Origin of the sequence: Halioglobus sp. HI00S01 (assembly GCF_001635445.1) — a bacterium.
GTDB lineage: Bacteria > Pseudomonadota > Gammaproteobacteria > Pseudomonadales > Halieaceae > Halioglobus > Halioglobus japonicus.
Map to the genome: position 1 here is coordinate 119,342 of NZ_LWEE01000110.1, position 25,967 is coordinate 145,308.

At 56.9% G+C, this 25,967-nt stretch carries 38 protein-coding genes; 6 read left to right on the top strand and 32 right to left on the bottom strand.

Annotated features, from left to right (window positions below; genetic code table 11):
* Window positions 1-15: 15 nt before the first annotated feature.
* The 28 genes from rpsD to A3709_RS13385 all read right to left on the bottom strand — a co-directional run bounded on the left by rpsD (window position 16) and on the right by A3709_RS13385 (window position 13,190).
* Window positions 16-636, bottom strand: coding sequence for a 30S ribosomal protein S4 (rpsD, locus tag A3709_RS13250; RefSeq protein ID WP_066055326.1), 621 nt, complete (start codon window positions 634-636; stop codon window positions 16-18).
* A 24-nt stretch (window positions 637-660) separates the two neighbouring features.
* On the bottom strand, window positions 661-1,053 hold the full coding sequence (gene rpsK, locus A3709_RS13255; RefSeq protein ID WP_066055329.1) for a 30S ribosomal protein S11: 393 nt from the start codon (window positions 1,051-1,053) through the stop codon (window positions 661-663).
* A gap of 100 nt (window positions 1,054-1,153) precedes the next feature.
* Window positions 1,154-1,510: a 30S ribosomal protein S13 gene (rpsM, locus tag A3709_RS13260; RefSeq protein ID WP_066055332.1), complete on the bottom strand. Its 357-nt coding sequence runs from the start codon at window positions 1,508-1,510 to the stop codon at window positions 1,154-1,156.
* Between the two features lie 149 nt (window positions 1,511-1,659).
* Window positions 1,660-1,776, bottom strand: a complete 117-nt coding sequence (gene rpmJ, locus A3709_RS13265; protein ID WP_066055334.1) for a 50S ribosomal protein L36 — start codon at window positions 1,774-1,776, stop codon at window positions 1,660-1,662.
* A 26-nt stretch (window positions 1,777-1,802) separates the two neighbouring features.
* Window positions 1,803-3,128: a preprotein translocase subunit SecY gene (gene secY / locus A3709_RS13270; protein ID WP_066055336.1), complete on the bottom strand. Its 1,326-nt coding sequence runs from the start codon at window positions 3,126-3,128 to the stop codon at window positions 1,803-1,805.
* A complete protein-coding gene (gene rplO, locus A3709_RS13275; protein WP_066056176.1) occupies window positions 3,129-3,563 on the bottom strand; it encodes a 50S ribosomal protein L15 in 435 nt (144 codons plus the stop codon). It abuts the gene before it with no gap.
* A 15-nt stretch (window positions 3,564-3,578) separates the two neighbouring features.
* On the bottom strand, window positions 3,579-3,761 hold the full coding sequence (gene rpmD / locus A3709_RS13280) for a 50S ribosomal protein L30 (protein ID WP_066055339.1): 183 nt from the start codon (window positions 3,759-3,761) through the stop codon (window positions 3,579-3,581).
* 18 nt (window positions 3,762-3,779) lie between these two features.
* Window positions 3,780-4,295 (bottom strand): 30S ribosomal protein S5, encoded by a 516-nt coding sequence (rpsE, locus tag A3709_RS13285; RefSeq protein ID WP_066055341.1) that lies wholly within the window; start codon window positions 4,293-4,295, stop codon window positions 3,780-3,782.
* 12 nt (window positions 4,296-4,307) lie between these two features.
* The gene (gene rplR, locus A3709_RS13290) at window positions 4,308-4,658 is read right to left on the bottom strand and encodes a 50S ribosomal protein L18 (protein ID WP_066055344.1); all 351 of its coding nucleotides are present in this window, start codon (window positions 4,656-4,658) and stop codon (window positions 4,308-4,310) included.
* A 10-nt stretch (window positions 4,659-4,668) separates the two neighbouring features.
* On the bottom strand, window positions 4,669-5,193 hold the full coding sequence (gene rplF, locus A3709_RS13295; RefSeq protein WP_066055347.1) for a 50S ribosomal protein L6: 525 nt from the start codon (window positions 5,191-5,193) through the stop codon (window positions 4,669-4,671).
* A gap of 32 nt (window positions 5,194-5,225) precedes the next feature.
* Entirely contained in the window at window positions 5,226-5,621 is a 396-nt protein-coding gene (gene rpsH, locus A3709_RS13300; RefSeq protein WP_066055349.1) for a 30S ribosomal protein S8, read from the bottom strand.
* Window positions 5,622-5,636: 15 nt separating this feature from the next.
* Window positions 5,637-5,942, bottom strand: coding sequence for a 30S ribosomal protein S14 (gene rpsN / locus A3709_RS13305; protein ID WP_066055352.1), 306 nt, complete (start codon window positions 5,940-5,942; stop codon window positions 5,637-5,639).
* A gap of 12 nt (window positions 5,943-5,954) precedes the next feature.
* The gene (gene rplE, locus A3709_RS13310; RefSeq protein ID WP_066055355.1) at window positions 5,955-6,494 is read right to left on the bottom strand and encodes a 50S ribosomal protein L5; all 540 of its coding nucleotides are present in this window, start codon (window positions 6,492-6,494) and stop codon (window positions 5,955-5,957) included.
* Window positions 6,495-6,519: 25 nt separating this feature from the next.
* The gene (gene rplX / locus A3709_RS13315; protein WP_066055358.1) at window positions 6,520-6,831 is read right to left on the bottom strand and encodes a 50S ribosomal protein L24; all 312 of its coding nucleotides are present in this window, start codon (window positions 6,829-6,831) and stop codon (window positions 6,520-6,522) included.
* A gap of 21 nt (window positions 6,832-6,852) precedes the next feature.
* Entirely contained in the window at window positions 6,853-7,221 is a 369-nt protein-coding gene (gene rplN, locus A3709_RS13320) for a 50S ribosomal protein L14 (RefSeq protein ID WP_066055362.1), read from the bottom strand.
* Window positions 7,222-7,273: 52 nt separating this feature from the next.
* The gene (gene rpsQ, locus A3709_RS13325) at window positions 7,274-7,540 is read right to left on the bottom strand and encodes a 30S ribosomal protein S17 (RefSeq protein WP_066055365.1); all 267 of its coding nucleotides are present in this window, start codon (window positions 7,538-7,540) and stop codon (window positions 7,274-7,276) included.
* Window positions 7,541-7,542: 2 nt separating this feature from the next.
* The gene (gene rpmC, locus A3709_RS13330) at window positions 7,543-7,734 is read right to left on the bottom strand and encodes a 50S ribosomal protein L29 (protein WP_066055367.1); all 192 of its coding nucleotides are present in this window, start codon (window positions 7,732-7,734) and stop codon (window positions 7,543-7,545) included.
* Window positions 7,734-8,147: a 50S ribosomal protein L16 gene (gene rplP, locus A3709_RS13335; protein ID WP_066055370.1), complete on the bottom strand. Its 414-nt coding sequence runs from the start codon at window positions 8,145-8,147 to the stop codon at window positions 7,734-7,736. The genes rpmC and rplP overlap by 1 nt, the downstream gene beginning before the upstream one ends.
* 11 nt (window positions 8,148-8,158) lie before the next feature.
* Window positions 8,159-8,824, bottom strand: a complete 666-nt coding sequence (gene rpsC, locus A3709_RS13340; protein WP_066055372.1) for a 30S ribosomal protein S3 — start codon at window positions 8,822-8,824, stop codon at window positions 8,159-8,161.
* 12 nt (window positions 8,825-8,836) lie between these two features.
* A complete protein-coding gene (gene rplV / locus A3709_RS13345) occupies window positions 8,837-9,175 on the bottom strand; it encodes a 50S ribosomal protein L22 (protein ID WP_066055375.1) in 339 nt (112 codons plus the stop codon).
* 24 nt (window positions 9,176-9,199) lie between these two features.
* Window positions 9,200-9,475, bottom strand: coding sequence for a 30S ribosomal protein S19 (gene rpsS, locus A3709_RS13350; protein ID WP_066055377.1), 276 nt, complete (start codon window positions 9,473-9,475; stop codon window positions 9,200-9,202).
* A gap of 29 nt (window positions 9,476-9,504) precedes the next feature.
* Window positions 9,505-10,332, bottom strand: a complete 828-nt coding sequence (gene rplB / locus A3709_RS13355; protein WP_066055380.1) for a 50S ribosomal protein L2 — start codon at window positions 10,330-10,332, stop codon at window positions 9,505-9,507.
* Window positions 10,333-10,346: 14 nt separating this feature from the next.
* The gene (rplW, locus tag A3709_RS13360) at window positions 10,347-10,643 is read right to left on the bottom strand and encodes a 50S ribosomal protein L23 (protein ID WP_066055383.1); all 297 of its coding nucleotides are present in this window, start codon (window positions 10,641-10,643) and stop codon (window positions 10,347-10,349) included.
* On the bottom strand, window positions 10,640-11,257 hold the full coding sequence (gene rplD, locus A3709_RS13365) for a 50S ribosomal protein L4 (RefSeq protein ID WP_066055386.1): 618 nt from the start codon (window positions 11,255-11,257) through the stop codon (window positions 10,640-10,642). Before rplD ends, rplW begins: the two co-directional genes overlap by 4 nt.
* Window positions 11,258-11,275: 18 nt before the next feature.
* Window positions 11,276-11,911, bottom strand: a complete 636-nt coding sequence (rplC, locus tag A3709_RS13370; protein WP_066055389.1) for a 50S ribosomal protein L3 — start codon at window positions 11,909-11,911, stop codon at window positions 11,276-11,278.
* Window positions 11,912-12,046: 135 nt separating this feature from the next.
* A complete protein-coding gene (gene rpsJ / locus A3709_RS13375; RefSeq protein WP_066055391.1) occupies window positions 12,047-12,358 on the bottom strand; it encodes a 30S ribosomal protein S10 in 312 nt (103 codons plus the stop codon).
* A gap of 275 nt (window positions 12,359-12,633) precedes the next feature.
* Window positions 12,634-12,948: a TraR/DksA C4-type zinc finger protein gene (locus A3709_RS13380; RefSeq protein WP_231871178.1), complete on the bottom strand. Its 315-nt coding sequence runs from the start codon at window positions 12,946-12,948 to the stop codon at window positions 12,634-12,636.
* A gap of 2 nt (window positions 12,949-12,950) precedes the next feature.
* On the bottom strand, window positions 12,951-13,190 hold the full coding sequence (locus A3709_RS13385) for a YdcH family protein (protein ID WP_066055397.1): 240 nt from the start codon (window positions 13,188-13,190) through the stop codon (window positions 12,951-12,953).
* Between the two features lie 197 nt (window positions 13,191-13,387).
* Between A3709_RS13385 and A3709_RS13390 the strand changes: the two genes are divergently transcribed.
* Window positions 13,388-13,753: a TM2 domain-containing protein gene (locus tag A3709_RS13390; RefSeq protein WP_066055400.1), complete on the top strand. Its 366-nt coding sequence runs from the start codon at window positions 13,388-13,390 to the stop codon at window positions 13,751-13,753.
* Window positions 13,754-13,785: 32 nt separating this feature from the next.
* On the opposite strand, the gene lon is transcribed toward A3709_RS13390, so the two are convergent.
* Window positions 13,786-16,209, bottom strand: a complete 2,424-nt coding sequence (lon, locus tag A3709_RS13395; RefSeq protein WP_066055404.1) for an endopeptidase La — start codon at window positions 16,207-16,209, stop codon at window positions 13,786-13,788.
* Between the two features lie 145 nt (window positions 16,210-16,354).
* On the opposite strand from lon, the gene A3709_RS13400 reads away from it, so the two are divergent.
* A complete protein-coding gene (locus tag A3709_RS13400; RefSeq protein ID WP_369795151.1) occupies window positions 16,355-17,629 on the top strand; it encodes an aminotransferase class I/II-fold pyridoxal phosphate-dependent enzyme in 1,275 nt (424 codons plus the stop codon).
* Between the two features lie 11 nt (window positions 17,630-17,640).
* On the opposite strand, the gene A3709_RS13405 is transcribed toward A3709_RS13400, so the two are convergent.
* The 3 genes from A3709_RS13405 to rpsB form a co-directional block, all read right to left on the bottom strand.
* A complete protein-coding gene (locus A3709_RS13405; protein ID WP_231871179.1) occupies window positions 17,641-18,411 on the bottom strand; it encodes a hypothetical protein in 771 nt (256 codons plus the stop codon).
* Window positions 18,412-18,582: 171 nt separating this feature from the next.
* Window positions 18,583-19,440 carry a translation elongation factor Ts gene (gene tsf, locus A3709_RS13410; RefSeq protein WP_066055407.1) on the bottom strand — a complete coding sequence of 286 codons (858 nt, stop codon included), beginning with the start codon at window positions 19,438-19,440 and terminating at the stop codon, window positions 18,583-18,585.
* Window positions 19,441-19,560: 120 nt separating this feature from the next.
* Window positions 19,561-20,310, bottom strand: a complete 750-nt coding sequence (gene rpsB, locus A3709_RS13415; RefSeq protein WP_066055410.1) for a 30S ribosomal protein S2 — start codon at window positions 20,308-20,310, stop codon at window positions 19,561-19,563.
* A gap of 320 nt (window positions 20,311-20,630) precedes the next feature.
* Between rpsB and map the strand changes: the two genes are divergently transcribed.
* The 4 genes from map to nth are packed head-to-tail and all read left to right on the top strand — an operon-like array spanning window position 20,631 to window position 25,963.
* A complete protein-coding gene (gene map, locus A3709_RS13420) occupies window positions 20,631-21,401 on the top strand; it encodes a type I methionyl aminopeptidase (RefSeq protein WP_066055413.1) in 771 nt (256 codons plus the stop codon).
* An 8-nt stretch (window positions 21,402-21,409) separates the two neighbouring features.
* A complete protein-coding gene (glnD, locus tag A3709_RS13425; protein WP_231871180.1) occupies window positions 21,410-24,076 on the top strand; it encodes a [protein-PII] uridylyltransferase in 2,667 nt (888 codons plus the stop codon).
* A gap of 34 nt (window positions 24,077-24,110) precedes the next feature.
* Entirely contained in the window at window positions 24,111-25,301 is a 1,191-nt protein-coding gene (gene dapC, locus A3709_RS13430; protein WP_066055415.1) for a succinyldiaminopimelate transaminase, read from the top strand.
* 8 nt (window positions 25,302-25,309) lie between these two features.
* Window positions 25,310-25,963 carry an endonuclease III gene (nth, locus tag A3709_RS13435; RefSeq protein WP_066056190.1) on the top strand — a complete coding sequence of 218 codons (654 nt, stop codon included), beginning with the start codon at window positions 25,310-25,312 and terminating at the stop codon, window positions 25,961-25,963.
* The last annotated feature ends 4 nt before the right edge of the window (window positions 25,964-25,967 follow it).

The following is a 25,967-nucleotide window of genomic DNA, read 5'->3' on the forward strand; positions in this document are numbered from 1 at the left end:
AATTCCTAACGTGGATTACTTGGAGTAAAGCTCGACGATCAGGTTTTCGTTGATCTCGCTGGAGAGATCTGCACGATCGGGTACAGACTTGAAAGTACCTTCCAGCTTGTCAGAGTTAACTTCGATCCACTCGGGTTCGCCGCGCTGGGCAGCCAGGGCCAGGGCAGACTGGACGCGCAGCTGCTTCTTGGCCTTTTCACGCAGGGACACAACATCACCTGCTTTTACCTGGTAGGAAGCAATGTTCACTACCTGGCCGTTTACCAGGATCGCTTTGTGCGCTACCAGCTGGCGCGCTTCAGAGCGGGTAGAGCCGAAGCCCATACGGTAAACAACATTATCCAAACGAGATTCCAGCAGCTGCAGCAGGTTTTCGCCGGTAGCGCCTTTCAGGCGGGCGGCTTCCTTGTAGTAGTTGCGGAATTGCTTTTCCAGAACACCGTAGATACGACGTACTTTCTGTTTCTCACGCAGCTGTACACCGTAGTCAGACAGGCGGCCGCGACGGGCGCCGTGCTGGCCGGGCTGGGTTTCTGCTTTACACTTGCTTTCGAGTGCGCGCACACCGCTCTTCAGGAACAGGTCAGTTCCTTCACGACGGGAGAGCTTGCACTTGGGTCCAATATATCGAGCCATGTCTAGTTCTTCCTCTGAGCGCTGTTATACGCGACGTTTCTTGGGCGGACGGCAGCCGTTGTGGGGGATCGGTGTAACATCGGTGATGTTGCTGATCTTGTAACCACAGGCATTCAGTGCACGTACGGCAGACTCGCGACCGGGGCCGGGGCCTTTAACTTGCACGTCCAGATTCTTCAGACCGTATTCCTTGGCCGCTTCACCGGCGCGCTCAGCTGCAACCTGGGCAGCGAAGGGGGTGCTTTTGCGAGAACCACGGAAACCGGAGCCACCAGCGGTAGCCCAGCTCAGGGTGTTGCCCTGACGGTCAGTGATAGTGATGATGGTGTTGTTGAAGGACGCGTGTACGTGCGCGATACCGTCGACAACAGTCTTGGTGATTTTCTTACGAGTGCCTTTGGCACCTGGCTTCGCCATGTCGTTTTCCTACTTTAATATCAACACTGCACTCGGTGCAGCTACACTAAAAAGGATTCGCTGTGAGTGGGCCGAGGCCCGAACCCGTTAGGGTCGCTCCTTACTTGCGAATCGGCTTACGCGGGCCCTTACGGGTACGCGCATTGGTCTTGGTGCGTTGTCCGCGCAGCGGCAGGCTGCGACGGTGACGCAGGCCGCGGTTGCAGCCCAGGTCCATCAAACGCTTGATGTTCATGGAGACTTCCCGACGCAGGTCACCCTCGACGGTCATCTCAGCTACTTTGCCACGCAGTGCATCCATGTCTTCCTCGGACAGATCGCCGATCTTGGCGTTCTCTGCAACACCAGTAGCGGCGCACAGTTCCTTGGCAGTGGTGCGACCTACACCGTAGATGTAAGTCAGTGAGATAACAGCGTGCTTGTTATCAGGTATGTTGACACCGGCAATACGAGCCATCCAACTTTCTCCAATTAATCTCTTTTTCGCTTAACTGCGGTTTACGCAAACCACTGATTTTCTTCGGTTTTCCGAAAATTAGCCAGTGGAGCGCGCGAAAGGCGCAGCATTCTAGCGATATCGTTACTAAAAATCAACTACGCCGGGAATTAACCCTGGCGCTGCTTGTGACGCGGATCGGTGTTGCAGATTACCCGCACCACACCGTTGCGGCGCACAACCTTACAGTTGCGGCAGATCTTCTTTACTGATGCACGTACTTTCATCGTTACTTCTCCGTATCATCCGGCGCTTAGCGAACGCGACCGGAACTACCAATATTTTTCAGGTTGGCCTTTTTCATCACCGAATCGTACTGGTGAGACATCAGGTGACTCTGCACCTGGGCCATAAAGTCCATTACAACGACAACCACAATCAACAGTGAGGTGCCGCCAAGGTAGAACGGCACGTTGGCTGTTACTACCAGGAACTGAGGAATCAAACACACAATGGCGATATACGCCGAGCCAAATACCGTCAGTCGAGTCAACACGCCGTCAATGTAATTGGCGGTCTGCTGACCGGGGCGAATACCAGGTACAAATGCACCGGACCGCTTCAAGTTGTCAGCTACTTCTGACGGGTTAAACATCAACGCCGTATAGAAGAAGCAGAAGAACACAATAAACACCGTGAACAACAAAATGTTCAGCGGCTGGCCGGGGCCAATCGCCACGGCAAGGTCTTGCAGCCAATCTGCGCCATCACCCGAGCCAAACCACTGGGCAATAGACGCCGGGAACAGCAGGATGCTGCTGGCGAAAATAGCCGGGATAACACCTGCCATGTTCACCTTCAGGGGCAGATGCGAGCTCTGCGCCTGGTACATCTTGCGGCCTTGCTGGCGCTTGGCGTAGTTCACTGTGATGCGACGCTGGCCACGCTCGATGAAGATAATCGCAAAGATCATCACAATCGCGAATGCCAGAATGCCCAGCAGCAGCAGAATGTTCAGCTCGCCCTGGCGCGCTTGCTCCAGAGACTGGCCGATAGCCGCGGGCAGGCCCGCTACGATACCGGCGAAGATCAACAGTGAGATACCGTTGCCTACGCCCTTTTCTGTAATCTGCTCACCGAGCCACATCATGAAGACTGCGCCGGTTACCAGAGAAGTGATTGCGATCACATAGAACAACATCGATGTGTCGTAGCTCATTCCCTGATTGGCCATACCCACGGTCATACCAGTGGCCTGGATAATAGCCAGCACTACCGTCAGGTAGCGCGTGTACTGGCTGATTTTACGGCGGCCAGACTCGCCTTCTTTCTTCAGCTGCTCCAGTTGGGGCGTGACTGCCGCCATCAACTGCATAATGATCGATGCAGAGATGTAAGGCATGATGCCCAGCGCCAGGATCGACATACGTTCCAGGGCGCCACCGGAGAACATGTTGGCCAGACCAAGGATGGTTCCCTGGTTCTGGTTGAACAGTGCCTGCAGCTGGTTGGGGTCAATTCCCGGAACGGGAATATGAGTCCCGATCCGATAAACGATAATTGCCAGTAAGACAAAACGAAGGCGAGCAAAAAGCTCGCCCATGCCTGCCTTATTTACTGAGGGCGCCTGTCCCGCCATTTAGTCCTCGATCTTTCCGCCAGCTTTTTCGATGGCTTCGCGGGCACCTTTGGTGACCGCCAGGCCTTTGATCGTAACGGCCTTGCTCAGTTCACCTGACAGGAAAACACGAGCGCGGGTTACGTTCTGCTTGACCAGGTCGGCAGCCTTCAGGGCTTCCAGATCGATCACTTCAGCTTCTACTGCATTCAGCTCACCCAGACGGATCTGCGCAGTAGTGCGCGCGATGCGTGAGGTGAAACCGTACTTGGGCAGGCGCTTCTGCAGGGGCATCTGGCCACCCTCGAAACCGGGGCGAACACTGCCGCCGGAACGAGACTTCTGACCTTTGTGGCCACGGCCAGCAGTTTTGCCGTAACCGGAGCCAATGCCGCGGCCAACGCGCTTGCTGTCTTTCCGAGAACCCGGGGCGGGGCTCAGGGTATTCAGTCGCATTACTTCTGACATGATTTAGTCCTCAACCCGTACCAGGTAGTTAACTTTGTTGATCATGCCGCGAACGGAAGGAGTGTCTTCCACTTCTACGGTATGACCAATACGACGCAGGCCGAGGCCAGCAACGCACGCCTTGTGGTTCTTCAGGCGACCGTTGGTGCTCTTAACCTGGGTAACTTTGATCATTGCTTTTGCCATGACGAATCAACCCAATACTTAGTTCAAAATTTCTTCGACAGACTTGCCGCGCTTGGCAGCAACGTCTTCGGGAGCAGCCATATCACGCAGGCCATTAAAGGTTGCGCGAACCACGTTCACCGGATTAGTGGAGCCGTAGGCCTTGGCCAGTACGTTGTGTACACCCGCGATTTCCAGCACGGCGCGCATCGCACCACCGGCGATAACACCGGTACCTTCAGATGCAGGCTGCATGTAAACCTTGGAAGCGCCGTGGGTGGCGGTTACAGGGTACTGGATAGTGCCGTTGTTCAGCTCTACCTGGATCATGTTGCGACGGGCAGCTTCCATTGCTTTCTGGATCGCAACAGGCACTTCGCGCGCCTTGCCACGGCCGAAGCCAACTTTGCCATTGCCATCGCCTACTACAGTCAGTGCGGTGAAACCGAAGATACGGCCACCTTTAACTACTTTAGCTACGCGGTTGACCTGTACCAGCTTCTCCTGGAGATCGCCTTCGGTCTGCTGCTGCTTTTTCTGGTCGTTAAAAGCCATTTACTCGTACCCTTAGAATTCCAGTCCACTTTCACGTGCGGCGTCGGCGAGAGCCTTGACGCGGCCGTGATACTTGTAACCTGCGCGGTCGAAGGCAACTTGCTCGATACCTGCAGCCTTGGCGCGCTCTGCAACCAGCTTGCCTACGGCGGCAGCGGCGTCAGTATTGCCAGTGGCGTTCTTACGCAGTTCAGCGTCCAGGGTAGAGGCGCTGGCCAGTACCTTGTCACCTTCCGGTGCAATCACCTGGGCATAGATATGCCGAGGAGTACGGTGCACGCTCAGGCGGTTAACACCCAGGGTACGCATACGGGCGCGAGCGCGACGTGCGCGACGCAACCTTGAATCATTCTTTGCACTCATCTCAACTTACCTACTTTTTCTTGGCTTCTTTACGACGGACATACTCGTCAGCGTAGCGAATACCTTTACCCTTGTAAGGCTCCGGCGGACGGTAGCTGCGGATCTCGGCAGCTGCCTGGCCTACGGCCTGCTTGTCGATGCCCTTGACCACGATCTCGGTCTGGCTGGGAGTTTCCGCAGAAACGCCTTCGGGCAGTTGATAATCTACAGGGTGGGACAGGCCCACGGTCAGGTTGACTGACTTGCCGGAAGCTTTGGCACGGTAACCAACACCGTTGAGTACCAACTTCTTCTCCCAGCCTTCGCTGACGCCCTTGACCATGTTGTTTACCAGCGCGCGAGTAGTGCCAGCCATAGCTTTGCTCTTCTCGTCGTAGGCAATGGTCAAGACGTTGTCATCCTGAGATACCTGTACACCTTCGACCAGTGAAATGGCCAGGGTACCTTTACTGCCCTTAACGGAGAGGTCGCGACCATCGATCTTGACCTCTACGCCGCTCGGCAGTGATACCGGATTATTTGCGACTCTAGACATTGTGAATGCTCTTTAAATCTAACGTTAATAAATCAGAATACTGTGCACAGCACTTCACCGCCAACACCGGCAGCGCGCGCAGCGCGATCAGTCATCACACCCTTGGAGGTGGATACGATTGCAACGCCCAGGCCACCGCGAACGGAGGGCATTTCATCCTTGCCTGCGTAGTTGCGCAGACCGGGACGGCTGATGCGATCGATTTCAGCGATAACAGGCTTGCCCTGGTAGTACTTCAGCTCAATGGCCAGGCGGGGCTTGCCGGAATCGTTGGTTGCGTTGAAGTCAGCGATGTAACCTTCTTCCTTCAGCACGTTTGCAACAGCAGCCTTCAGCTTGGAACCGGGCATTTCTACACCAGTCTTGCCAGCCATCTGGGCGTTGCGAATACGGGTCAGCATATCTGACAGCGGATCTTGCATGCTCATTTCAATATCTCTCCGTTACCAGCTGGCTTTAACCAGGCCAGGCACATCACCGCGCATCGCTGCTTCACGCAGCTTGTTACGGCTCAGGCCAAACTTACGATATACCGCGTGGGGACGGCCGGTGAGCTGGCAGCGACGCTGCTGGCGAACCGGGCTAGCGTCACGAGGCAGCTTCTGCAGGGCGATCTGGGCGTCCCACTTCTCTTCGTCAGAGGCGTTCACATCAGCGATGATCGCTTTCAGAGTAGCGCGCTTCTGAGCGTACTTAGCTACCAGACGTGCACGCTTGTTTTCACGCGCAATCATAGATTTCTTAGCCATGAATAAAGCCTCTTAACCTTTCAGGGGGAAGTTGAAAGCACGCAGCAGAGCGCGGCCTTCATCGTCCGTACGAGCAGTGGTAGTGATAGTGATATCCATGCCGCGCAGGGCATCTACCTTGTCGTAATCAATTTCAGGGAAGATGATCTGTTCAGTCACACCCATTGCGAAATTACCGCGGCCGTCAAACGACTTCGGGCTGATGCCACGGAAGTCACGGATACGGGGAATCGCGATGCTGATCAGACGATCCAGGAACTCATACATACGCTCAGAGCGCAGAGTTACCTTACAACCGATGGGCCAACCTTCACGAACTTTAAAGCCCGCGATTGATTTACGCGCCTTGGTTACTACTGCTTTCTGACCGGAGATCTTCTCCATGTCAGCGACAGCGGCTTCCAGAACCTTCTTGTCGCCCAGCGCTTCACCAACGCCCATGTTCAGGGTGATCTTGGTGATGCGGGGAACTTCCATAACGTTATCCAGACCCAGCTCTTCTTTCAGCTGAGCTGCGATCTCGTTCTTGTACTTGTCTTGCAAAGTTGCCATTTCTATTACCTGTTAACCCTTGCGCTTAGCTGATCGCTTCGCCGCTGGATTTAAAGATACGAGTCTTGGTGTCGCCTTCGACCTTGAAGCCAACACGATCAGCCTTGCCGGTCGCAGGGTTGAAGATCGCCACGTTAGAAACCTGGATGGGCGCTTCTTTTTCCACGATACCGCCGGCAACTCCCGCCTGGGGGTTGGGCTTGGTGTGCTTCTTAATCATGTTGATACCAGCGACAATCAGCTTGTCGTTATCCAGTACCTTGCGAACCTTGCCGCGCTTACCCTTGTCCTTGCCGGCCAGGATAATCACTTCGTCATCGCGCTTGATCTTCAACATTTCTCTTTCCTCTCCTCGGCCTTAAATTACTTCAGGGGCCAGGGAAATAATCTTCATGAACTTTTCGCCGCGCAGTTCGCGAGTTACCGGGCCGAAGATACGGGTACCGATAGGCGCTTCCTGGGTGTTCAGCAGTACTGCGGCGTTATCGTCAAACTTGATCAGGGAGCCATCGTTGCGACGAACACCTTTCTTGGTGCGTACAACTACAGCAGTCATTACCTGACCCTTCTTGACCTTACCGCGGGGGATAGCTTCCTTAACGGTAACCTTGATCAGGTCGCCGACGCGCGCGTAACGACGCTTGGAACCACCCAGCACCTTGATGCACATCACACGACGTGCGCCGCTGTTGTCTGCGACTTCCAAATACGACTGTGTCTGAATCATCTCTTACTCCAAACTGCGGCTTCCGCCGCAAAATCTCTGCCCTGTGCCGGGATTAAACCGCGGCGGCGCTCTCTACTACTTCTACCAGCTTCCAGGTCTTGCTCTTGGAAATCGGGCGAGACTCGGCAACAGTTACTGTGTCACCGATGCCGCACTGGTTGTTTTCATCGTGCGCATGGATTTTGGACGAACGAGTGATGTACTTGCCGTATACCGGGTGCTTAACCCGACGCTCGACCAGTACAACAATGGTCTTGTCCATCTTGTTGCTGACAACTCGACCAGTTGCCGTCCGTGTACGTTTTTCTGCAGCTGACATACTTAGTTACCTGCCTTCTGTGTAAGTACAGTCTTAACGCGTGCGATGTCGCGCTGGTTCTGCTTGAGCAGGTGAGTCTGCCCCAGCTGACCAGTGGACGACTGCATACGCAGTTTGAACTGCTCTTCACGCAGGTCGAGCAGCTGCTTGTTCAGGTCCTCTACGGACTTTTCACGCAATTCGCTAGCTTTCATCACATCACCGACCGTTTAACAAATGTTGTGGCAACCGGAATCTTGGCAGCAGCCAGCTCGAACGCTTCACGCGCCAGCTCTTCAGATACGCCCTGCACTTCGTAAAGTACTTTGCCGGGCTGAACCTGGGCTACCCAGTATTCAACGTTACCTTTACCTTTACCCTGACGTACTTCCAGAGGCTTACCTGTAATAGGCTTGTCCGGGAAGACACGAATCCAGATTTTACCGCCACGCTTAATGTGACGAGTCATGGCACGACGAGCCGCTTCGATCTGACGCGCAGTAATGCGGCCGCGACCTGTCGCTTTCAAACCGTATTCGCCAAAGCTCACTTTGCTGCCGCGATGGGCCAGGCCGCGGTTACGACCCTTCTGAGTTTTGCGAAATTTTGTACGCTTTGGTTGAAGCATCTGCGTAACCCTTAATTAGTTGCTGACTTCTTCTCAGCGGCTTCTTCGCCACCGATCACTTCGCCTTTAAAGATCCAAACCTTCACACCGATGATGCCGTAGGTAGTGGAGGCTTCGTAGGTTGCGTAGTCGATATCGGCACGCAGAGTGTGCAGAGGCACACGACCTTCGCGGTACCATTCAGTACGCGCGATTTCTGCACCGCCCAGACGACCACCGACCTGGATCTTGATACCTTCGGCGCCCTGACGCATGGCGTTCTGTACGACGCGCTTCATAGCGCGACGGAACATAACGCGACGCTCCAGCTGCTGGGCTACGTTCTGAGCTACCAGCTTGGCGTCCAGATCCGGCTTGCGAATCTCTTCGATGTTGATGTGCACGGGCACACCCATCTTCTTGGTGAGTTCCTTACGCAGAGCGTCGACATCTTCACCCTTCTTACCAATCACGATACCGGGACGGGCTGTGTGGATGGTGATGCGAGCAGTCTGTGCGGGGCGCTCGATAACAACACGGCTCACGGACGCGTGCTCCAGTGCCTTCTCGATGTACTCACGCACCTCCAGATCAGTAATCAACTGCTTGGAGTAGTTCTTGCTGTCGGCGTACCAGATAGAGTTATGGTCTTTAACAATACCCAGGCGGATACCGACGGGATGTACTTTCTGACCCATGTCTTGGTCTCCTTAGCCTTCGCCGTCTGCAACTTTCACAGTAATGTGACAGCTACGCTTCAAAATTCGGTCTGCGCGGCCCTTAGCACGGGGACGCAGGCGCTTCATAGTCATACCTTCGTCAACGAAGACAGTAGAGACTTTCAGTTCGTCTACATCTGCACCTTCGTTGTTTTCAGCATTGGCGATCGCAGAGTCAAGAACCTTCTTGACAATGTGAGCTGCCTTTTTGTTGCTGAACTCCAGCAGGTTAAGCGCTTCTTCCACAGGCTTGCCGCGGACCTGGTCAGCGACCAGACGGGCTTTCTGCGCAGAAATTCGCGCGCCTTTCAGTCTTGCTGCAACTTCCATTTCCTAAACCTCGTTACGCGGCGCTTAGCGCTTCGCCTTCTTGTCTACGATATGGCCCTTGAAGGTACGAGTTACTGCGAACTCGCCCAGCTTGTGGCCAACCATGTCTTCGTTAATCAGTACAGGTACGTGCTGACGGCCGTTGTGTACGGCGATAGTCAGACCAACCATGTCCGGAGAAACCATTGAACGGCGCGACCAGGTCTTGATCGGACGACGATCGTTGCTTTCAAGCGCGGTTTCTACCTTCTTCATCAGGTGCAGGTCGATAAAAGGACCTTTTTTAAGTGAACGCGGCACAATCTCTTCCTCTAATCTCTTGTCAACCGTTACTTCTTACCGCGACGACGCACGATAAGCTTGTCGGTACGCTTGTTCTTACGAGTCTTGTAACCCTTGGTAGGCGTACCCCAGGGGCTGACCGGATGACGGCCACCGGAGGTGCGGCCTTCACCACCACCATGGGGGTGATCAACCGGGTTCATCGCAACACCGCGAACAGTCGGGCGAACACCGCGCCAGCGAGCGGCACCAGCTTTACCCAGTTTGCGCAGGCTGTGCTCTGAGTTGGACACTTCACCCAGGGTAGCGCGACAGTCAGCCAGTACCTTGCGCATCTCGCCGGAGCGCAGACGCAGGGTGGCGTATTGACCTTCGCGGGCAACCAGCTGAACGGAAGCACCAGCGGAGCGAGCCATTTGAGCACCCTTACCGGGCTTCAGCTCAATCGCGTGCACAACAGAACCCACAGGGATGTTGCGCAGCGGCAGACAGTTACCTGTCTTGATCGGAGCAGCGGAACCGGACTGCAGAACGTCACCCGCTTTCACACCCTTGGGGGCAATGATGTAGCGACGCTCACCGTCGGCGAACAACAGCAGCGCAATGTGCGCAGTGCGGTTCGGATCGTATTCCAGGCGCTCTACCTTGGCGGGGATACCGTCCTTGGTGCGCTTGAAATCGATGATACGGTAGTGCTGCTTGTGACCACCGCCAACGTGGCGAGTGGTGATACGACCGTTGTTGTTACGACCACCGTTGCGGCTCTGCTTTTCCAGCAGGGGCTTGTGCGGTGCTCCTTTGTGCAGATCCTCACTGACAACGCGGACGACGTGACGACGACCGGGTGAAGTGGGCTTACTCTTCAAAACTGCCATTGCGATCCGACTCCTTACTCAACAGTCGCAAAGTCGATGTCTTGACCCTGCTCCAGTCGTACATATGCTTTTTTCCAGGTCGGCTTGGTGCTATAACCGAAACGGTTACGCTTAACCTTACCCTTCACCTTCAGGGTGGAGACCTTGTCGACCTTAACCTTGAACAGCTGCTCGACAGACTTCTTGATCTCTGCCTTGGTTGCATCAACGGCAACCTTGAAAACAAACTGGTTGTTTTCGTCAGCTACGATGGCGGCCTTCTCGGAAACGTGCGGGCCTACCAGCACTTGGAATACGCGCTCCTGGTTCATCCCAGCATCTCCTCAAACTTCTTGACCGCGTCAACAGTGACGATCACTTTGTCGTGAGCGATCAGGCTGACAGGGTCGACACCGTCTACGTCGCGAACGTCAACCTTGTGCAGGTTGCGAGACGCCAGGTAGAGGTTCTCACCAACTTCAGTGGACACGATCAACGCGTTATCCACACCGTACTCGCCCAGCTGCTGAACCAGCATTTTGGTCTTGGGCTGCTCCAAATCCATGCTCTCTACAACAACCAGGCGATCCTGGCGAGCGAGCTCGGACATAATGGTGCGCAGCGCTGCACGATACATTTTACGATTCACTTTCTGAGAGTGATCCTGCGGCTGAGCCGCGAAGGTCACACCACCGGAGCGCCAGATCGGAGAACGGATAGTTCCCGCACGAGCGCGACCGGTACCCTTTTGACGCCAAGGCTTCTTGCCACCGCCGGAAACCGCTGAGCGGTTCTTCTGGGCACGAGTGCCCTGGCGTGCGCCTGCCAGAAAGGCAGTTACAACCTGGTGAACCAGGTCTTCGTTGTACTCTTTAGCAAAGGCAACATCGGAGACAGACAACTTGCCTGCATCACTGTTACCCGGCTTAACTACATTCAGTTCCACGTTAGAGACCCCCTAACCTTATGCCTTGATGGTGGGGCGCACTACGACGTCACCACCGGGGGCACCAGGTACGGCACCCTTAATGAGCAGCAAATTGCGCTCGGCATCAACACGGACGATTTCCAGACCCTGGGTAGTTACCTGCTCGGCACCCATATGGCCCGCCATCTTCTTGCCCTTGAACACACGGCCGGGTGTTTGACACTGACCGATAGAACCAGGAGCACGGTGTGAAATAGAGTTACCGTGCGTGGCGTCCTGCATGGCGAAATTCCAGCGCTTAACACCGCCCTGGAAACCTTTACCCTTGGACTTACCAGTAACGTCCACGATCTGGCCCGCTTCAAAACGCTCAACAGTCAGCTCAGAGCCAACTTCAGGCGCTTCATCTGCTTCTTCCAGACGGAACTCCGACAGGCTTGCGCCTGCTTCGACACCCGCTTTCGCGAAGTGTCCCGCTTCGGATTTACTCACTTTAGAGGCCTTGCGGCTGCCCGCAGTGACCTGAATTGCACGATACCCATCAGTATCGAGCTCTTTGATTTGAGTAACGCGGTTTGGAGAAACCTCCACTACGGTTACTGGAATGGATGCGCCGTCTTCGGTAAAAACACGAGTCATACCGGACTTACGGCCGACTAAGCCAATAGCCATTTTGCTAACCTCTCAGTGTACGGGGCTAAATACCCTCTATGGCCGCTTAAATTGGAACCTATTCCCAACTTAAGCAATTACACACCCGGGACAGTGATTTACCTGCCCCGAGCAGGTCTTGCTTACGATTTGTCGTTAGCCAAGACTGATCTGTACTTCTACACCTGCTGCCAGGTCTAGTTTCATCAGGGCGTCTACAGTTTTTTCTGTAGGCTCCACGATGTCCAACAGACGCTTGTGCGTACGAATTTCGTACTGGTCACGTGCGTCCTTGTTTACGTGCGGGGAAACCAGCACGGTGTACTTTTCCTTCCGGGTAGGAAGGGGGATAGGACCTTTGACTTGGGCACCGGTACGGCGCGCAGTTTCCACAATTTCCTGAGTCGACGTGTCGATCAGCTTGTGGTCAAAAGCCTTGAGACGGATACGAATACGTTGATTCTGCACCTGACCTAACTCCAATCAAATAAAAAACCAGAGGCCCGCAAAGGGACCCCCCGAAAAAGGAAGGCGAATTCTAAGGACCAGCCCCGGCAGTGTCAAGGCGGGTTTGGGATTATTTTAGGGGGAATTCGGGAAGGGGGACTTTTACCATTTCCCGGGGCCCAAAAAGACCACTACCGGCCACCACCAGCGCCTTCGAATCGCGGATCATGCATAAAAAAGGAGGCTCAAGGCCCTCCTTTATTCCAAACAGCTATAAAAATCACCCGCAGAAGTGCTTAGCCAGCACAACCCACACACCGCGTGGCCTCAGGGATTGCCCGCAGGCGCCCCTCCGCGATGTTTTCGCCGCAGTGCTCGCACTCGCCGTAGGTACCAGCTTCAATCTTGTCCAGCGCCATCCGGATATCGCGCAGGGATTGACGGGTTTCGTTGCCAATGGCGTCCACCACCTCGTCGCTCTCACGTTCCTGGGCCTGCTCCGCGGAGTCGCCTGAGTATTCGTGCGTGACGTCAGCCTTAATGCTGGCGAGGCGCCGCTGCATGGTCGCCAGGCGTTGCTCCAGTTCGGCGCGAAGCGTTTCGTTCGCCACGGTCAGGCCGCCGTGAGCATGCGGTAGAGCTCATCCTTGAGGTGCAGACGCCGGATCTTGGCCGCCTCCTCGGTGCGGGTCGCTACCGGGGTCACTGCATCTTCCATCTTTTCGATACTGGTAGTCAGCTCGTGGTACTCATCGAACAGGCGCCGAAAATGGGCATCATTCATCTTGAGTTCGTGGATGCGGTCATGCGGTTCAGGAAATTCGTGGTGCAGATCGTGGTGCTCAACAGACATTCGAGGTCCTCTGGGTTACCTACAGGGTTGCTTACCAGCGTATCGCTTTACCGGCGCAGGGCCATGATCCAGATCATTATAGTCACTCTGGCGCGGGCGCCAGCCTCTTGACGCGGCCCGCCAGAGCCAACACCATGGCAATACACACTTGCGGGAGCAGCGACTTGGAACGCCAGGAAGGTACGCATTCGGTCTTTATGGGCTATTTGCTATGGATTTTCGGATTCATTGGGGCCCACAGGTTTTACTACGGCAGACAGATATCGGGCGTTATCTGGTTTTTCACACTGGGCCTATTCTTTATCGGCTGGATTATCGATCTACTGCTTATCCCGGGCATGTCCCGCGATGCGGATCGCCGGTTTGTCCCCGGGCCCAAGGATTATGACCTGACCTGGATTCTGCTCACGTTCCTGGGCATCTTCGGTATCCACCGCATGTACATGGGCAAGTGGATTACCGGTGTCATCTACCTGTGCACCGGTGGCTTCTTCCTGCTCGGCGTACTGTGGGACTTCCTGACGCTCAACGAGCAACTCTCGGACGTAAACAACCAGTACTGATCCGGTTACGGCGCAGCCTCAGGCCGCGCTGATCAATGCAGCGACTTGTCCTTGCGGTGCTCATGGAACACGAACTCAAACACCTCGCGATAATTGCGCGCAAAGTGCACATTGATACCTTCACGCAGGTACTCGGGCAGCTCCTCAAAATCGCGCCGGTTGGCATGGGGTAGAATCAGCTCCATGATTTTGCTGCGTCGGGCGGCGATCACCTTTTCACGAATCCCCCCAACGGGCAGCACCTGGCCGGTCAACGTCAGCTCGCCTGTCATGGCCAGAGGGCGCTTGATACGCTCCTTGCGGGCCAATGAGACCAGCGCCGTCGCCATTGTAATGCCGGCACTGGGACCATCCTTGGGCGTGGCCCCCTCCGGGACATGCAGATGCACCATCGACATATCAAAGAAGTCGCGATCGCAACCATAGTCTTTCAAATGGGCAATCACATAGCTGTAGGCGATTTCCGCGGATTCACGCATGGTCTCGCCCAGACGCCCGGTTAATTTGAAGCCGCGGTTCAAGGTATGGATTTGCGATGACTCAATGGCCAAGGTCGCGCCGCCCATGGCGGTCCAGGCCAGGCCTGTGGCCACACCAAGGCCTCGCACAGGCTTGTCCGGCATGAAATGCGGCTTGCCCAACAGGTCGTCGATATCCTTTTTGCCAACCCGCAGCTTTTCCTCGCCCGTGTCGAGCATGCGCACAATCGACTTGCGCATAATCCGTGACAGCTGCTTTTCCAGGTTGCGCACTCCGGCCTCGCGACAGTAGGAATCAATCACATACTTGAGCCCGGCATCGTTGATTTTGAGCTGATCCTCTCCCAGTCCGTGACGCTCCAACTGCCGCGGCCACAGATGGTTGCGCGCAATTGCCAGCTTTTCTTCGGCCACATAACCGGACAGGCGGGTCACCTCCATCCGGTCGAGCAAAGGCCCGGGGATAGTATCCAGCTGATTTGCGGTACATATAAACAACACCTTGGACAGATCCACCCGCAGGTCGAGGTAGTGATCGAGAAACTCGCTGTTTTGCTCCGGGTCCAGCACCTCAAGCAAAGCCGACGCCGGATCACCCTGATAGGAAGCCCCGATCTTGTCGATCTCATCGAGCATGATAACGGGGTTAGATACCTTCACCTCTTTCAGGGCCTGCACGAATTTACCGGGCATGGCGCCGACATAGGTGCGCCGGTGGCCTTTAATCTCGGCCTCGTCACGCATGCCGCCCAGACTGAAACGACAAAACTCGCGCCCCAAGGCATCTGCCACAGAGCGGCCGATACTGGTCTTGCCTACTCCGGGTGGCCCGACCAGCAACATGATGGAGCCGGCGATTTCACCCTTGAATGAGCCTACCGCCAGGAATTCGAGAATACGCTCTTTTACATCCTCCAGGCCATCGTGATGCTCCGCCAGCACACCGCGGGCGTGTTTGAGATCGAGATTGTCCTCAGAGTGCACACCCCAGGGCACGGAAGTGGCCCAGTCCAGGTAATTGCGCGTCACGCCGTACTCGGGTGAACCGGTCTCCAGCACCGAGAGCTTTTGCAGCTCGTCATCGATACGCTTTGCCACCACCTCAGGCAGCTCCAGCCCGGCAATACGCTCCTCAAACATGTCGGCATCGGAGGTGCGATCGTCCTTGGAGATACCCAGCTCTTTCTGGATGATCTTTAACTGCTCACGCAGAAAGAACTCCCGCTGCTGATCGCTGACCTTGTCATTTACCTGACTGGTGATCTGCCCCTGCAACTCCGCCACCTCGCGCTCCTTGCGCAACAGCGTGAGGACCTTCTCCATGCGTGACCGCAATGGCAAGGTGTCCAATATTTCCTGGAGCTGCTCGCCCGAAGCCGTGGTCAGGGCAGCCGAGAAATCGGCCAGCAAGCTGGGCTGGTTGGGGCTGAAGTTGGACAAGTACTGCTTCAATTCCTCGCTGTACAAGGGGTTGAGAGGCAGCAGTTCCTTAATGGCCTTGATCAACGCCATGGCGTAGGCCTTGATCTCGTCCGAGTCTTTTTCACCCTGGCTGCGTGGATACTCTACCTGCACCAGAAAGGGCGGCTTGTCATTCAACCAGCGAACAATTCGAAAACGCCGCAGGCCCTGGGCCATAAACTGGCCGGGCTGGTCCGCCCCACCCGGGGGACGATGCAGGCGCACCGCGCAGCCGATTTCCGGGAAACGACGAATATCAATCTCGCCGTTCTCGCCCGGCGGCACATAGGACAGCCCGATCAAACGCGTGCCGGAATCGGCCACCGCTTTAAGCGTGGACGCCCACTCCTGCGGGTTCATGCCAACCGGCTGCACCTGCCCAGGAAAAAACGGACGATTCGGCACCGGCATCAAGTACAGGGTATCCGGGAGCACGTCGTCGGCTACCGCCGGTGCACCGGCGGCCTGTTCCGGTTCCAGTACTTCGGGTTCCAGCGCTTCTTCGTGCTCGTTCATGCTTGTCCTCAAGGCAATGTCTGTGACACAGATATGCGGGCACCAGTGCTGAATTCAAGCTTGTGACATTGGTCACCTGTTCGCGCAGGCGCACCGCGGCTATACTCCCCTGCCCTGAATTCTAGACCACCACAAGGAAGCCACCGTGCATATCGAGCAAATGTCGGCCGACCAATTACGCGCCCAACTCGACACCCTGGAAGCACAGTACCGGGCCCTGGCAGAGCGCCAGTTATCACTGGACCTGACCCGTGGCAAACCCGGCACAGAGCAGGTGTCACTGTCCGACGCCCTCGACGGTATTCTCGAAGGCGACTATCGCGCCAGCAACGGCACCGACGTGCGCAACTATGGCGGCCTCGATGGCCTGCCAGAGGCCAAGGCATTGTTCAGCACGGTGATGGGTGTGCCTGAGTCAGACATTGTGATCGGCGGTAACTCGTCACTGACCCTTATGTACAGCGTGATCGACTTCGCTCTCAATGTCGGCCTGCGCGGTGCTGAATCGGCCTGGGGGAACTCTGATGAACTGAAATTCCTGTGCCCGGTGCCCGGCTACGATCGTCACTTCGCCATCTGCGAACATCTCGGCATTGAAATGATCCCGGTGGCGATGGATGCAAACGGCCCGGATATGGACGAAGTCGAACGCCTGGTGAGCTCCGATCCTGCCATTAAAGGCATCTGGTGCGTGCCGCGCTTCTCCAACCCCACTGGCTGTGTATACAGCGAAGAGACAGTGGAGCGCCTGGCCAGGCTGGGCACTATCGCCAGCGATGACTTTATCGTGATGTATGACAACGCTTACGCAGTGCACATCATCGACGCGGATGCCCCCGAGCTCGCCAATATCAGGGACTACAGCGTCAAGCATGGCACTGAGTCGAGCGTGTTCCAGTTCGGGTCTACCTCCAAGGTCACCTTTGCCGGCGCGGGCGTAGCCTTCCTGTCCAGCAGTCCGGCCAACCTCGCGGCCTTCAAGCAACACCTGGGGTTTCAGAGCATCGGTCCGGACAAGGTCAACCAGCTGCGCCACGTTAAACTGTTGCAGTCACCGGCCGGCATCGCGGCCCATATGGAAAAGCACGCCGCACTACTGCGGCCTAGATTCGCCGCCGTACTGGCAACGCTGGAAAATGAACTGGGCGACACAGGCATGGGCGAGTGGCTGTCGCCACAGGGCGGTTACTTTATTTCCTTCAATACCCGTCCGGGACTGGCCCAAACCGTGGTAAAACTTGCGGCGGATATTGGCGTGGCGCTCACCCCTGCCGGTGCCACCTACCCCTACGGAAACGACCCCGAGGACAGCAATATCCGCCTGGCGCCCAGCTACCCCTCACTGAAGGACGTGCAGGCAACGGCGGAGGCCTTTGTGATCTGCGTGAAACTCGCCAGCATTCGTCAGGCGCTGGCCTGACCGCGGCGCCATCAAGGCGCCGCTTGTAGAATTCGCACCGAGCTCTCAAGTTCTGCGATAGACGCGTTCACCTGGCGCCGGAACGCGTCGGTGGAGCGCACCGCTTCCTCGTTGGCCTTCACCAGGCGATTGAGCTTGGCCATATCCAGATTGATGCGATTCAGAGTATCGGCCACCCGCTCGACTTCCGCCTGATTGGTCTTGGCGCTGTTCATCAAGCGGCTCAGGTCACCCGACACACTCTTAAGCTTGGCGAGGTCGGCCGCTGCACTGTTCACCTTTGACGACGTCGAGGAAATCGACGTTTCGTTCGCCGCAATCTGGGTGCCCTGCTTCTTGGTCGTCGCCTCCAGCTTACCCAGGCGCTCCTTGGACTTTTTCCACACATTGTCCCAGAGTTTGCGAACCTCTGAATCCAGTTCGCGCAGCTTGGCCGCCTGCACCGCCGCGTTCTGGCTCATGCCCTCGTCCGTATCAGACAGGCGAGCCTCCAAATCGGCAATACGCGTTTCGTGCCCCTGCAGGGCGTACTCGCTCTGCCGGAGCTGCTCCTGCAATTGCCAGGCCCAGGCACAGGCCACGGCCGCAACCACCAGCGCCACAACGGCAACCAGCTTGCCGAACATGCCACCGCCAGACGACGCTTTGGCTGGCGGGCGACTGCCACCGCCCGAACCCCCGGGCTTGCCGCGAGTGGCGCCCGGCGTGGGGCGGACCATGGTGTGTTCGTTATCGCGCGATGGCACGATAGAGGGAATGTGGTCGATATCGTCTCTGGACATTGGGAATTACTAACACGTCGGTCTTTACTGGAATTATACATAGGACCTGTTCGAGCAACAGGAATTCCATGCAATTGGTCCCGACTTTTAGTCGAATAAGGGCCAGAAAAAGAAAAAGGGAGCCGAAGCTCCCTTTCCCATCCACGCGGTGGATATCTGCGTGATTGCGCCTTAGCCGTTGAGCTGGGCCGCAACCTCATCAGCGAAGTCAACTTTCTCGACTTCAATGCCTTCGCCCACTTCGAAGCGGACAAATGAAGCCACTTCTGCGCCAGCGGCAGAAACCAGCTTGCCAACAGTTACGTCGGGATCTTTAACGAACGCCTGCTCCAGCAGAGAGTTCTCGGCCAGGAACTTCTTCACACGACCGCCAATCATCTTCTCGATAATCTCGGCGGGCTTGCCGGATTCAGCGGCCTGTGCGGTGTAGATTTCCTTCTCCTTGGCGACAACCTCTTCGGGCATATCCGCGGGGGATACAACCTGGGGGTTAACCGCTGCAACGTGCATGGCCACATCTTTGGCCAGATCCTGGTCGCCGCCCTTGAGCTCAACCAGTACCGCGATGCGGTTGTTGCCGTGCACGTAGGCACCAACAACACCGGCGTCAGCGTTAACCAGCTCAATGCGGCGTACACCGATGTTCTCACCGATTTTCTGTACCAGCGCTTCACGTGCTGCTTCCAGGTCGCCGTCCATCAGGGCGGCAACGTCAGTCTGCTTGGCAGCGAAAGCCGCATCGGCAACGCTGTTTACGAAAGCCAGGAAGTTATCGTCGCGAGCAACGAAGTCGGTTTCAGAGTTAACTTCAACCAGCATGCCGTAGCTGCCGTCTTCAGCCAGACGAGTCACAACAACGCCGTCGGCGGCGGTGCGGCCAGCTTTCTTGGCAGCTTTCATGCCGCTGGACTTACGCAGTTCTTCAATTGCCTTGTCGACGTCGCCGTCGGCAGCGGCCAGTGCCTTCTTGCACTCGAGCAGGCCCAAGCCTGTACGATCACGCAGTTCTTTAACCAGTTTTGCTGACATCGATTGTCCTCCTATGCAATCCCGGGTGATTGGATCTGAAAATAAAAACCCCGGCAGCGATGCGCCGGGGGAAATTCTAGGTGCCCGGCGTTACAGTTTCTGCAGCGCCGGGGCTTGAACTTACTCGGCGGCTTCTTCAGCAGCGGCTTCTTCGACGAACTCATCCTTGGTAGGAATCGCTTCGCCAGATTCAGCTTTGCCAGCCAGGCACGCATCAGCCACGGCAGTGACGTACAGCTTGATCGCGCGGATCGCGTCGTCGTTACCGGGGATAACGTAGTCAACACCGTCAGGGTTGGAGTTGGTGTCGACGATGCCGATCACGGGGATACCCAGCTTGTTGGCTTCAGTGATCGCGATGCGCTCGTGATCAACGTCAACTACAAACAGCGCGTCGGGCAGACCGCCCATTTCCTTGATACCACCGATGGAGCGCTCAAGCTTCTCCATGTCGCGGGTGCGCATCAGGGCTTCTTTCTTGGTCAGGCGATCGAAAGTGCCGTCGGCCTGCTGAGCTTCCAGGTCACGCAGACGCTTGATGGACGCGCGAATGGTTTTGTAGTTGGTGAGCATGCCGCCCAGCCAGCGGTGGCTGACGTAGGGCTGGCCGGCGCGTTCCGCCTGCTCTTTGATGATTTTGCCGGCGGCGCGCTTGGTGCCAACGAACAGAATCTTGTTCTTGTTACCCGCGAGGCCTTTCACCAGGTTCAGCGCTTCGTTGAACGCAGGAACGGTGTGCTCGAGGTTGATGATGTGGATCTTGTTGCGGGCACCGAAGATGTACTGGTCCATTTTGGGGTTCCAGTAGCGGGTCTGGTGACCGAAGTGGGCGCCTGCCTGCAGCAGGTCGCGCATGCTTACTTGCGACATAATAAATACCTTGTATTTGGGTTAGTCCTCCACATATCCCCGATTCCAAACCGCAGGCCAAGCCGTTGGCACCCTGGAACAGGTGTCGATATGTGTGTGTCAGTTAGTGCCCGATACCCTCTGGGCGACCAAAAATCAGCCACGCCGGGGCAACGAGGCGCGCTTTATACCACAGAGCGATGGGTGGATAAAGCGCTAAATCGTCGCAAATTCATGCCGCGTTACCTTTTGCGACCCCGATTCATGTAGAATGTGCCTCCTCTGGTCCTCGCCAAGCGCAGGTCGGACCCATATTTATTATATATTTCAATAGGTTGCAAATGGCAGTAAGTATCAAGACTGCGGACGAGCTGGAAAAGATGCGCGCCGCCGGCGCCCTGGCCGCCGAAGTACTGGAGATGATCCAACCCCACGTACAAGTGGGCGTCACCACCGGTGAGCTGGATCGCATCTGTCACGACTATATTATTGCCGCAGGAGCGATACCCGCGCCCCTGAATTACCACGGCTTCCCGAAGTCGATCTGCACGTCGGTGAATGACGTGGTGTGTCACGGCATTCCGTCGGACAACAAGAAGCTCAAGAACGGCGATATTGTTAACATCGATGTCACAGTGATTAAAGATGAGTACCACGGCGACACCAGTATTATGGTGGAAGTCGGCGACGTCGCTCCCCATGCAACCCGCCTGATCCAGATTACTCAGGAATGCCTGTACAAAGCTCTGGATATTGTCCGCCCCGGCACCACACTGGGCGATATTGGCGCCATCATCCAGGCCCACGCTGAGAAAAACTATTACTCAGTGGTGCGCGAGTACTGCGGCCACGGCATCGGCAAGGTATTCCACGAAGATCCACAGGTACTGCATTATGGCCGCAAAGGTGCTGGCCTCACGCTCGAAGAAGGCATGACCTTTACCATAGAGCCCATGGTTAACGCAGGTAAACGTCACACTCGCCTGAACCAGAAAGATGGCTGGACCGTAACCACCAAGGACGGCCGCCTGTCGGCACAGTGGGAACACACCATCGGCGTCACAGCAGACGGCTGCGAAATCTTTACCCGTCGCAGTAACGAGACTTTCTAAGGAATCCAGTGCCCTCATCCCTCGCCCCTCTGCCCACAGAACTATTTGACTCCACCGCTCTGCGCGACCGCCTGGGCGGCACCGATGCCATCGCCGCCTGCAAAGGCGCAATTGTTAAGGCCACAGAATACCTGCACCAGCAATTTCGCGAAGGCGCCCCCGTTGAATCACTGATCCGCCAACGCGCCGCTTTCGTCGACGCTTTGCTGGGCCAACTGTGGGAGCAAAACATCGGCGCGAACAGCGAGCACTGTCTGGTGGCTGTGGGCGGCTACGGGCGCGGCGAACTCCACCCCTGCTCTGACATCGACATTCTGTTACTGCTGGATGAGAACGCTGGCGACGCTGAGGCAAAGCTGGAGGGTTTCCTGACTCTGCTGTGGGACATCGGCCTGGACATCGGTCACAGCGTGCGCACGGTAGCGCAGTGTATTGAGAATGCCGCCGGCGATATCACCATCCTCACCAACCTGATGGAGGCCAGGGTGATTCGCGGGCCTCAGCGGCTGATGGAGGAAGTCCAACAGGGCACCTCAACCGAGAAGATGTGGCCAAGCCCGGCATTCTTCCGCGCCAAGGTCGAAGAGCAACGCAATCGCCACACCAAGTTTGCCGACACCGAATACAACCTCGAACCCAATGTGAAGTCCTCACCAGGCGGCTTGCGCGACATGCAGATTATTGGCTGGATTGCCGAGCGCCACTTTGGGGTGGAGTCGCTGGATCGCCTGACCGCCGCCGAGTTCCTCGAGCCGGTAGAGGCCCAGATCCTGCGCGATGGCCGCGATTTCATGTGGCGAGTGCGCTACGCCCTACACATGATTACCGGTCGCGAGGAAGATCGTCTGCTGTTCGACCATCAGCGCGAGCTGGCCCAGATGTGGGGTTTCGAAGATGGCGAGAAGCTCGCCGTCGAACAGTTCATGCAGGTTTACTACCGCTGGGCCCAGGCCCTGGGCATGCTCAACGAGGTTCTTATCCAGAACTTCGACCAGGACATACTCACGGCAGAAGGCGACCACAACATTCTCGAGCTGAACGGCCGCTTCCAGATGCGCAACGGTTATATCGAGGCGCGCAACGACAACGTGTTCTCGATCGACCCCTCGGCGATACTCGAGGTGTTCCTGCTCAGCGCACGCAACGATGCGATAAACGGTATTGCCGCGCCCACGATCCGCCAGCTGCGCAGATCACTCGACCTCATCGACGACAGTTTCCGCGCCAGTGAAATCAATCAGAAGATGTTCATGGACCTGCTGCGCTCGCCCTACAAGCTGACCCGCCAGCTCAAACGCATGGTTCGCTACGGCGTTATGGGGCGCTATATTCCCGAATTCGGCCAGATTATCGGCCAGATGCAGCACGACCTGTTCCACACCTACACCGTGGATGCACATACCCTGGAAGTAATTGAAAACATGCGTCGCTTCCAGATTCCCGAGTTCGCAGAGCGCTTCCCCGTGACCAGCCGGGTGACCGCGCGTCTGCCCAAGATCGAACTGCTATACCTCGCAGGCCTGTTCCACGACATCGGCAAGGGCCGCGGCGGCGATCATTCAGAACTCGGCGCGGTAGACGCCCAGGCATTCTGCGAACTGCACAAACTGAGCAAGCGCGACACTAACCTGGTCGTATGGCTGGTGGAAAACCACCTGACCATGTCTGCCGTCTCCCAGCGTCGCGACATTTCCGATCCCGACGTCATCCAGCAGTTCGCCAGGCATGTGGGCGACCAGCATCGCCTGGACTACCTGTTTGCTCTGACAGTAGCCGACATTAATGGCACCAACCCAACTCTCTGGAACGCCTGGCGCGGTAGCCTGCTCCGTCAGCTGTACACCGAGACCAAGCGTGCCCTGCGGCGCGGCCTGGAAAATCCCATCGACAAGCAGGTGTGGATTGACGAAACCCGCGACGCAGCCATCGACACACTCGAGTACCGCGGCTTCACCATCGAGGAAATTGAAGATGTGTGGAAAGAGCGCGGCGAAGACTACTTCCTGCGCGAGAAAGCCGAGGACATTGCCTGGCACACCGAAGCCATTGCCGGTCACCACGACAAGAGCAAGCCGCTGGTGCTGGCCCGCAGCAGTCTCGATTCCAATGTCGCCAATACGACCCAGATCTTTATTCACGCCCGCTCTTCCGCTGCCCTGTTTTCGCGTATTTGTGCTCAGCTGGAACAGCTGGATCTGTCGATTCACGATGCGCGAATTTACAACGCCAACGACGGCATGACACTGGACACGTTCTTCGTGCTCGGATCTGACGGCCAGGCGATTGCCGAGGACCAGGCGCGAATCAACGACATCCGCGAAGCTCTCTCCCACGCCCTGAGCCAGGACGCGAGCGCCCAGGTAGTGAATCGCCGCACACCGCGGGCCAAGAAATCATTCTCCATCCCCACCGAAACCAGCATGTCCGTGGATGAGGTAAAAAATTACTCGGTACTGGAGATCGCCACCCCCGATCGCCCCGGCCTACTCGCTCGCATTGGAAAGATTTTTGTCGACTTCGACATCGATTTACAGGCCGCCAAGATTCAAACCCTCGGTGAACGGGTAGAAGACGTGTTCTTTATTACCGACGCTGACCAGCAGCCCATTACCGACCCGGAGCGCTGTGAGGCATTACAGCAGGCCATTCGAAAAGAGCTGAACGAAACAGCCTGAGTATTCCCCCACTGAATTTTCACGACGGTACACGATGAACCCCGACCTGCAACGCCTGCAACCCTATCCCTTCGAGAAGCTGCGGGCGCTGTTCGCCGATCTCGAAGCACCGGCTGACACTAAGCCCATTGCCCTGTCTATCGGCGAGCCCAAACACCCCTCGCCCGCATTCGTACTGCAGGCCGTCGCCGACAATCTCGACAAACTCGCCAACTACCCCCTGACCCGGGGCAGCGACGCTCTGCGTGAAGCCATTGGCGATTGGCTGCAGCGCCGTTTCAAGCTGCAGGGCATCGACGCAGAGCGCCATATTCTGCCGGTGAACGGCACTCGCGAAGCCCTGTTTGCCTTCGCCCAAACAATCGTCGATCGCGACAAAGCACCCCTGGTGCTAAGCCCCAATCCCTTTTACCAGATTTACGAGGGCGCGGCCCTACTTGCCGGCGCAACCCCCGTCTTCCTGGATTGCGGCCCCGACACCGGCTACCTGCCCGACTTTGCCGCCGTCACCGAAGACCAATGGCAGCAATGCCAACTGCTCTACATCTGCAGCCCCGGCAACCCCACCGGCGCAGTCATGTCACTGACGCAATTACAGGACCTGATCAAGCTCGCCCGCGAACACGACTTTGTGATCGCCTCTGACGAATGCTATTCCGAGATCTACGGCGACGAATCCAACCCGCCCCCCGGCTTACTGCAGGCCTGTGCCGCCATGGGCGATGGCAGCTACCGCAACTGCGTGGTGTTCCACAGCTTGTCCAAACGCTCCAACCTGCCCGGCCTGCGCTCCGGCTTCGTGGCCGGCGACGCCGACATCATCGGCAAGTTTCTGCAGTACCGCACCTATCACGGCTGCGCCATGCCTGCCCATCACCAGATTGCCAGCATCGCCGCCTGGAATGACGAGCAACACGTTATCGAAAACCGCGCCCGCTACCGTGCCAAGTTCGACGCCGTACTGGACATTCTTGGCGAAAAATTGAACGTAACTCGCCCCGACGCCGGCTTTTACCTGTGGCCCGAAACACCGATTGGCGAAACAGAGTTCGCCCGTGGCCTGTTCGCCCAGCAGCACGTTACCGTGCTCCCCGGCAGCTTCCTCGCCAGAGAAGTGGAAGGCCACAACCCCGGCGCCAACCGCATACGCATGGCCCTGGTCGCCGAAATGGCCCAGTGTGTAGAAGCCGCCGAGCGCATCGCGGCGTACCTGGAGACCCTCTAATGGCCAATATGCTCAAGGCCGATCGCGTCGCCTACATACTCGAGCGACTACAGGAGCTCTACCCGGAAACGCCCGTCCCGCTGGACCACAAGGACCCATACACCCTGCTGGTCGCGGTGCTTCTCAGCGCCCAGTGCACCGACGAGCGCGTCAACCAGATTACGCCTGAGCTATTCGCCCTGGCCGACAACGCCCACGACATGGCCCCCCAGGACGTCGGCGAAATCCAGGACATCATCCGCCCCTGCGGCCTGTCGCCACAGAAGTCCAAGGCGATTAAGCGCCTCTCGGAAATTCTGGTGGAAGAGTACGATGGCGAAGTGCCCCAGGACATGGAGGCACTCGAAAAACTACCCGGCGTAGGCCACAAAACTGCCTCGGTTGTGATGTCCCAGGCCTTCGGCGTGCCCGCCTTCCCCGTGGACACCCACATTCACCGCCTGGCCCAGCGCTGGGGCCTGACCTCAGGCAAGAGCGTGGTCCAGACCGAGCGCGACCTGAAGCGCCTGTTCCCCGAGGAATACTGGAACAAACTCCACCTGCAGATCATCTTCTACGGCCGCGAGTACTGCACCGCCCGCGGCTGCGACGGCCGCGTCTGCGAGATCTGCACCACGTGCTACCCCGATAGAAAACATCCCAAGAAAACACTCAAGGCGTGACGAC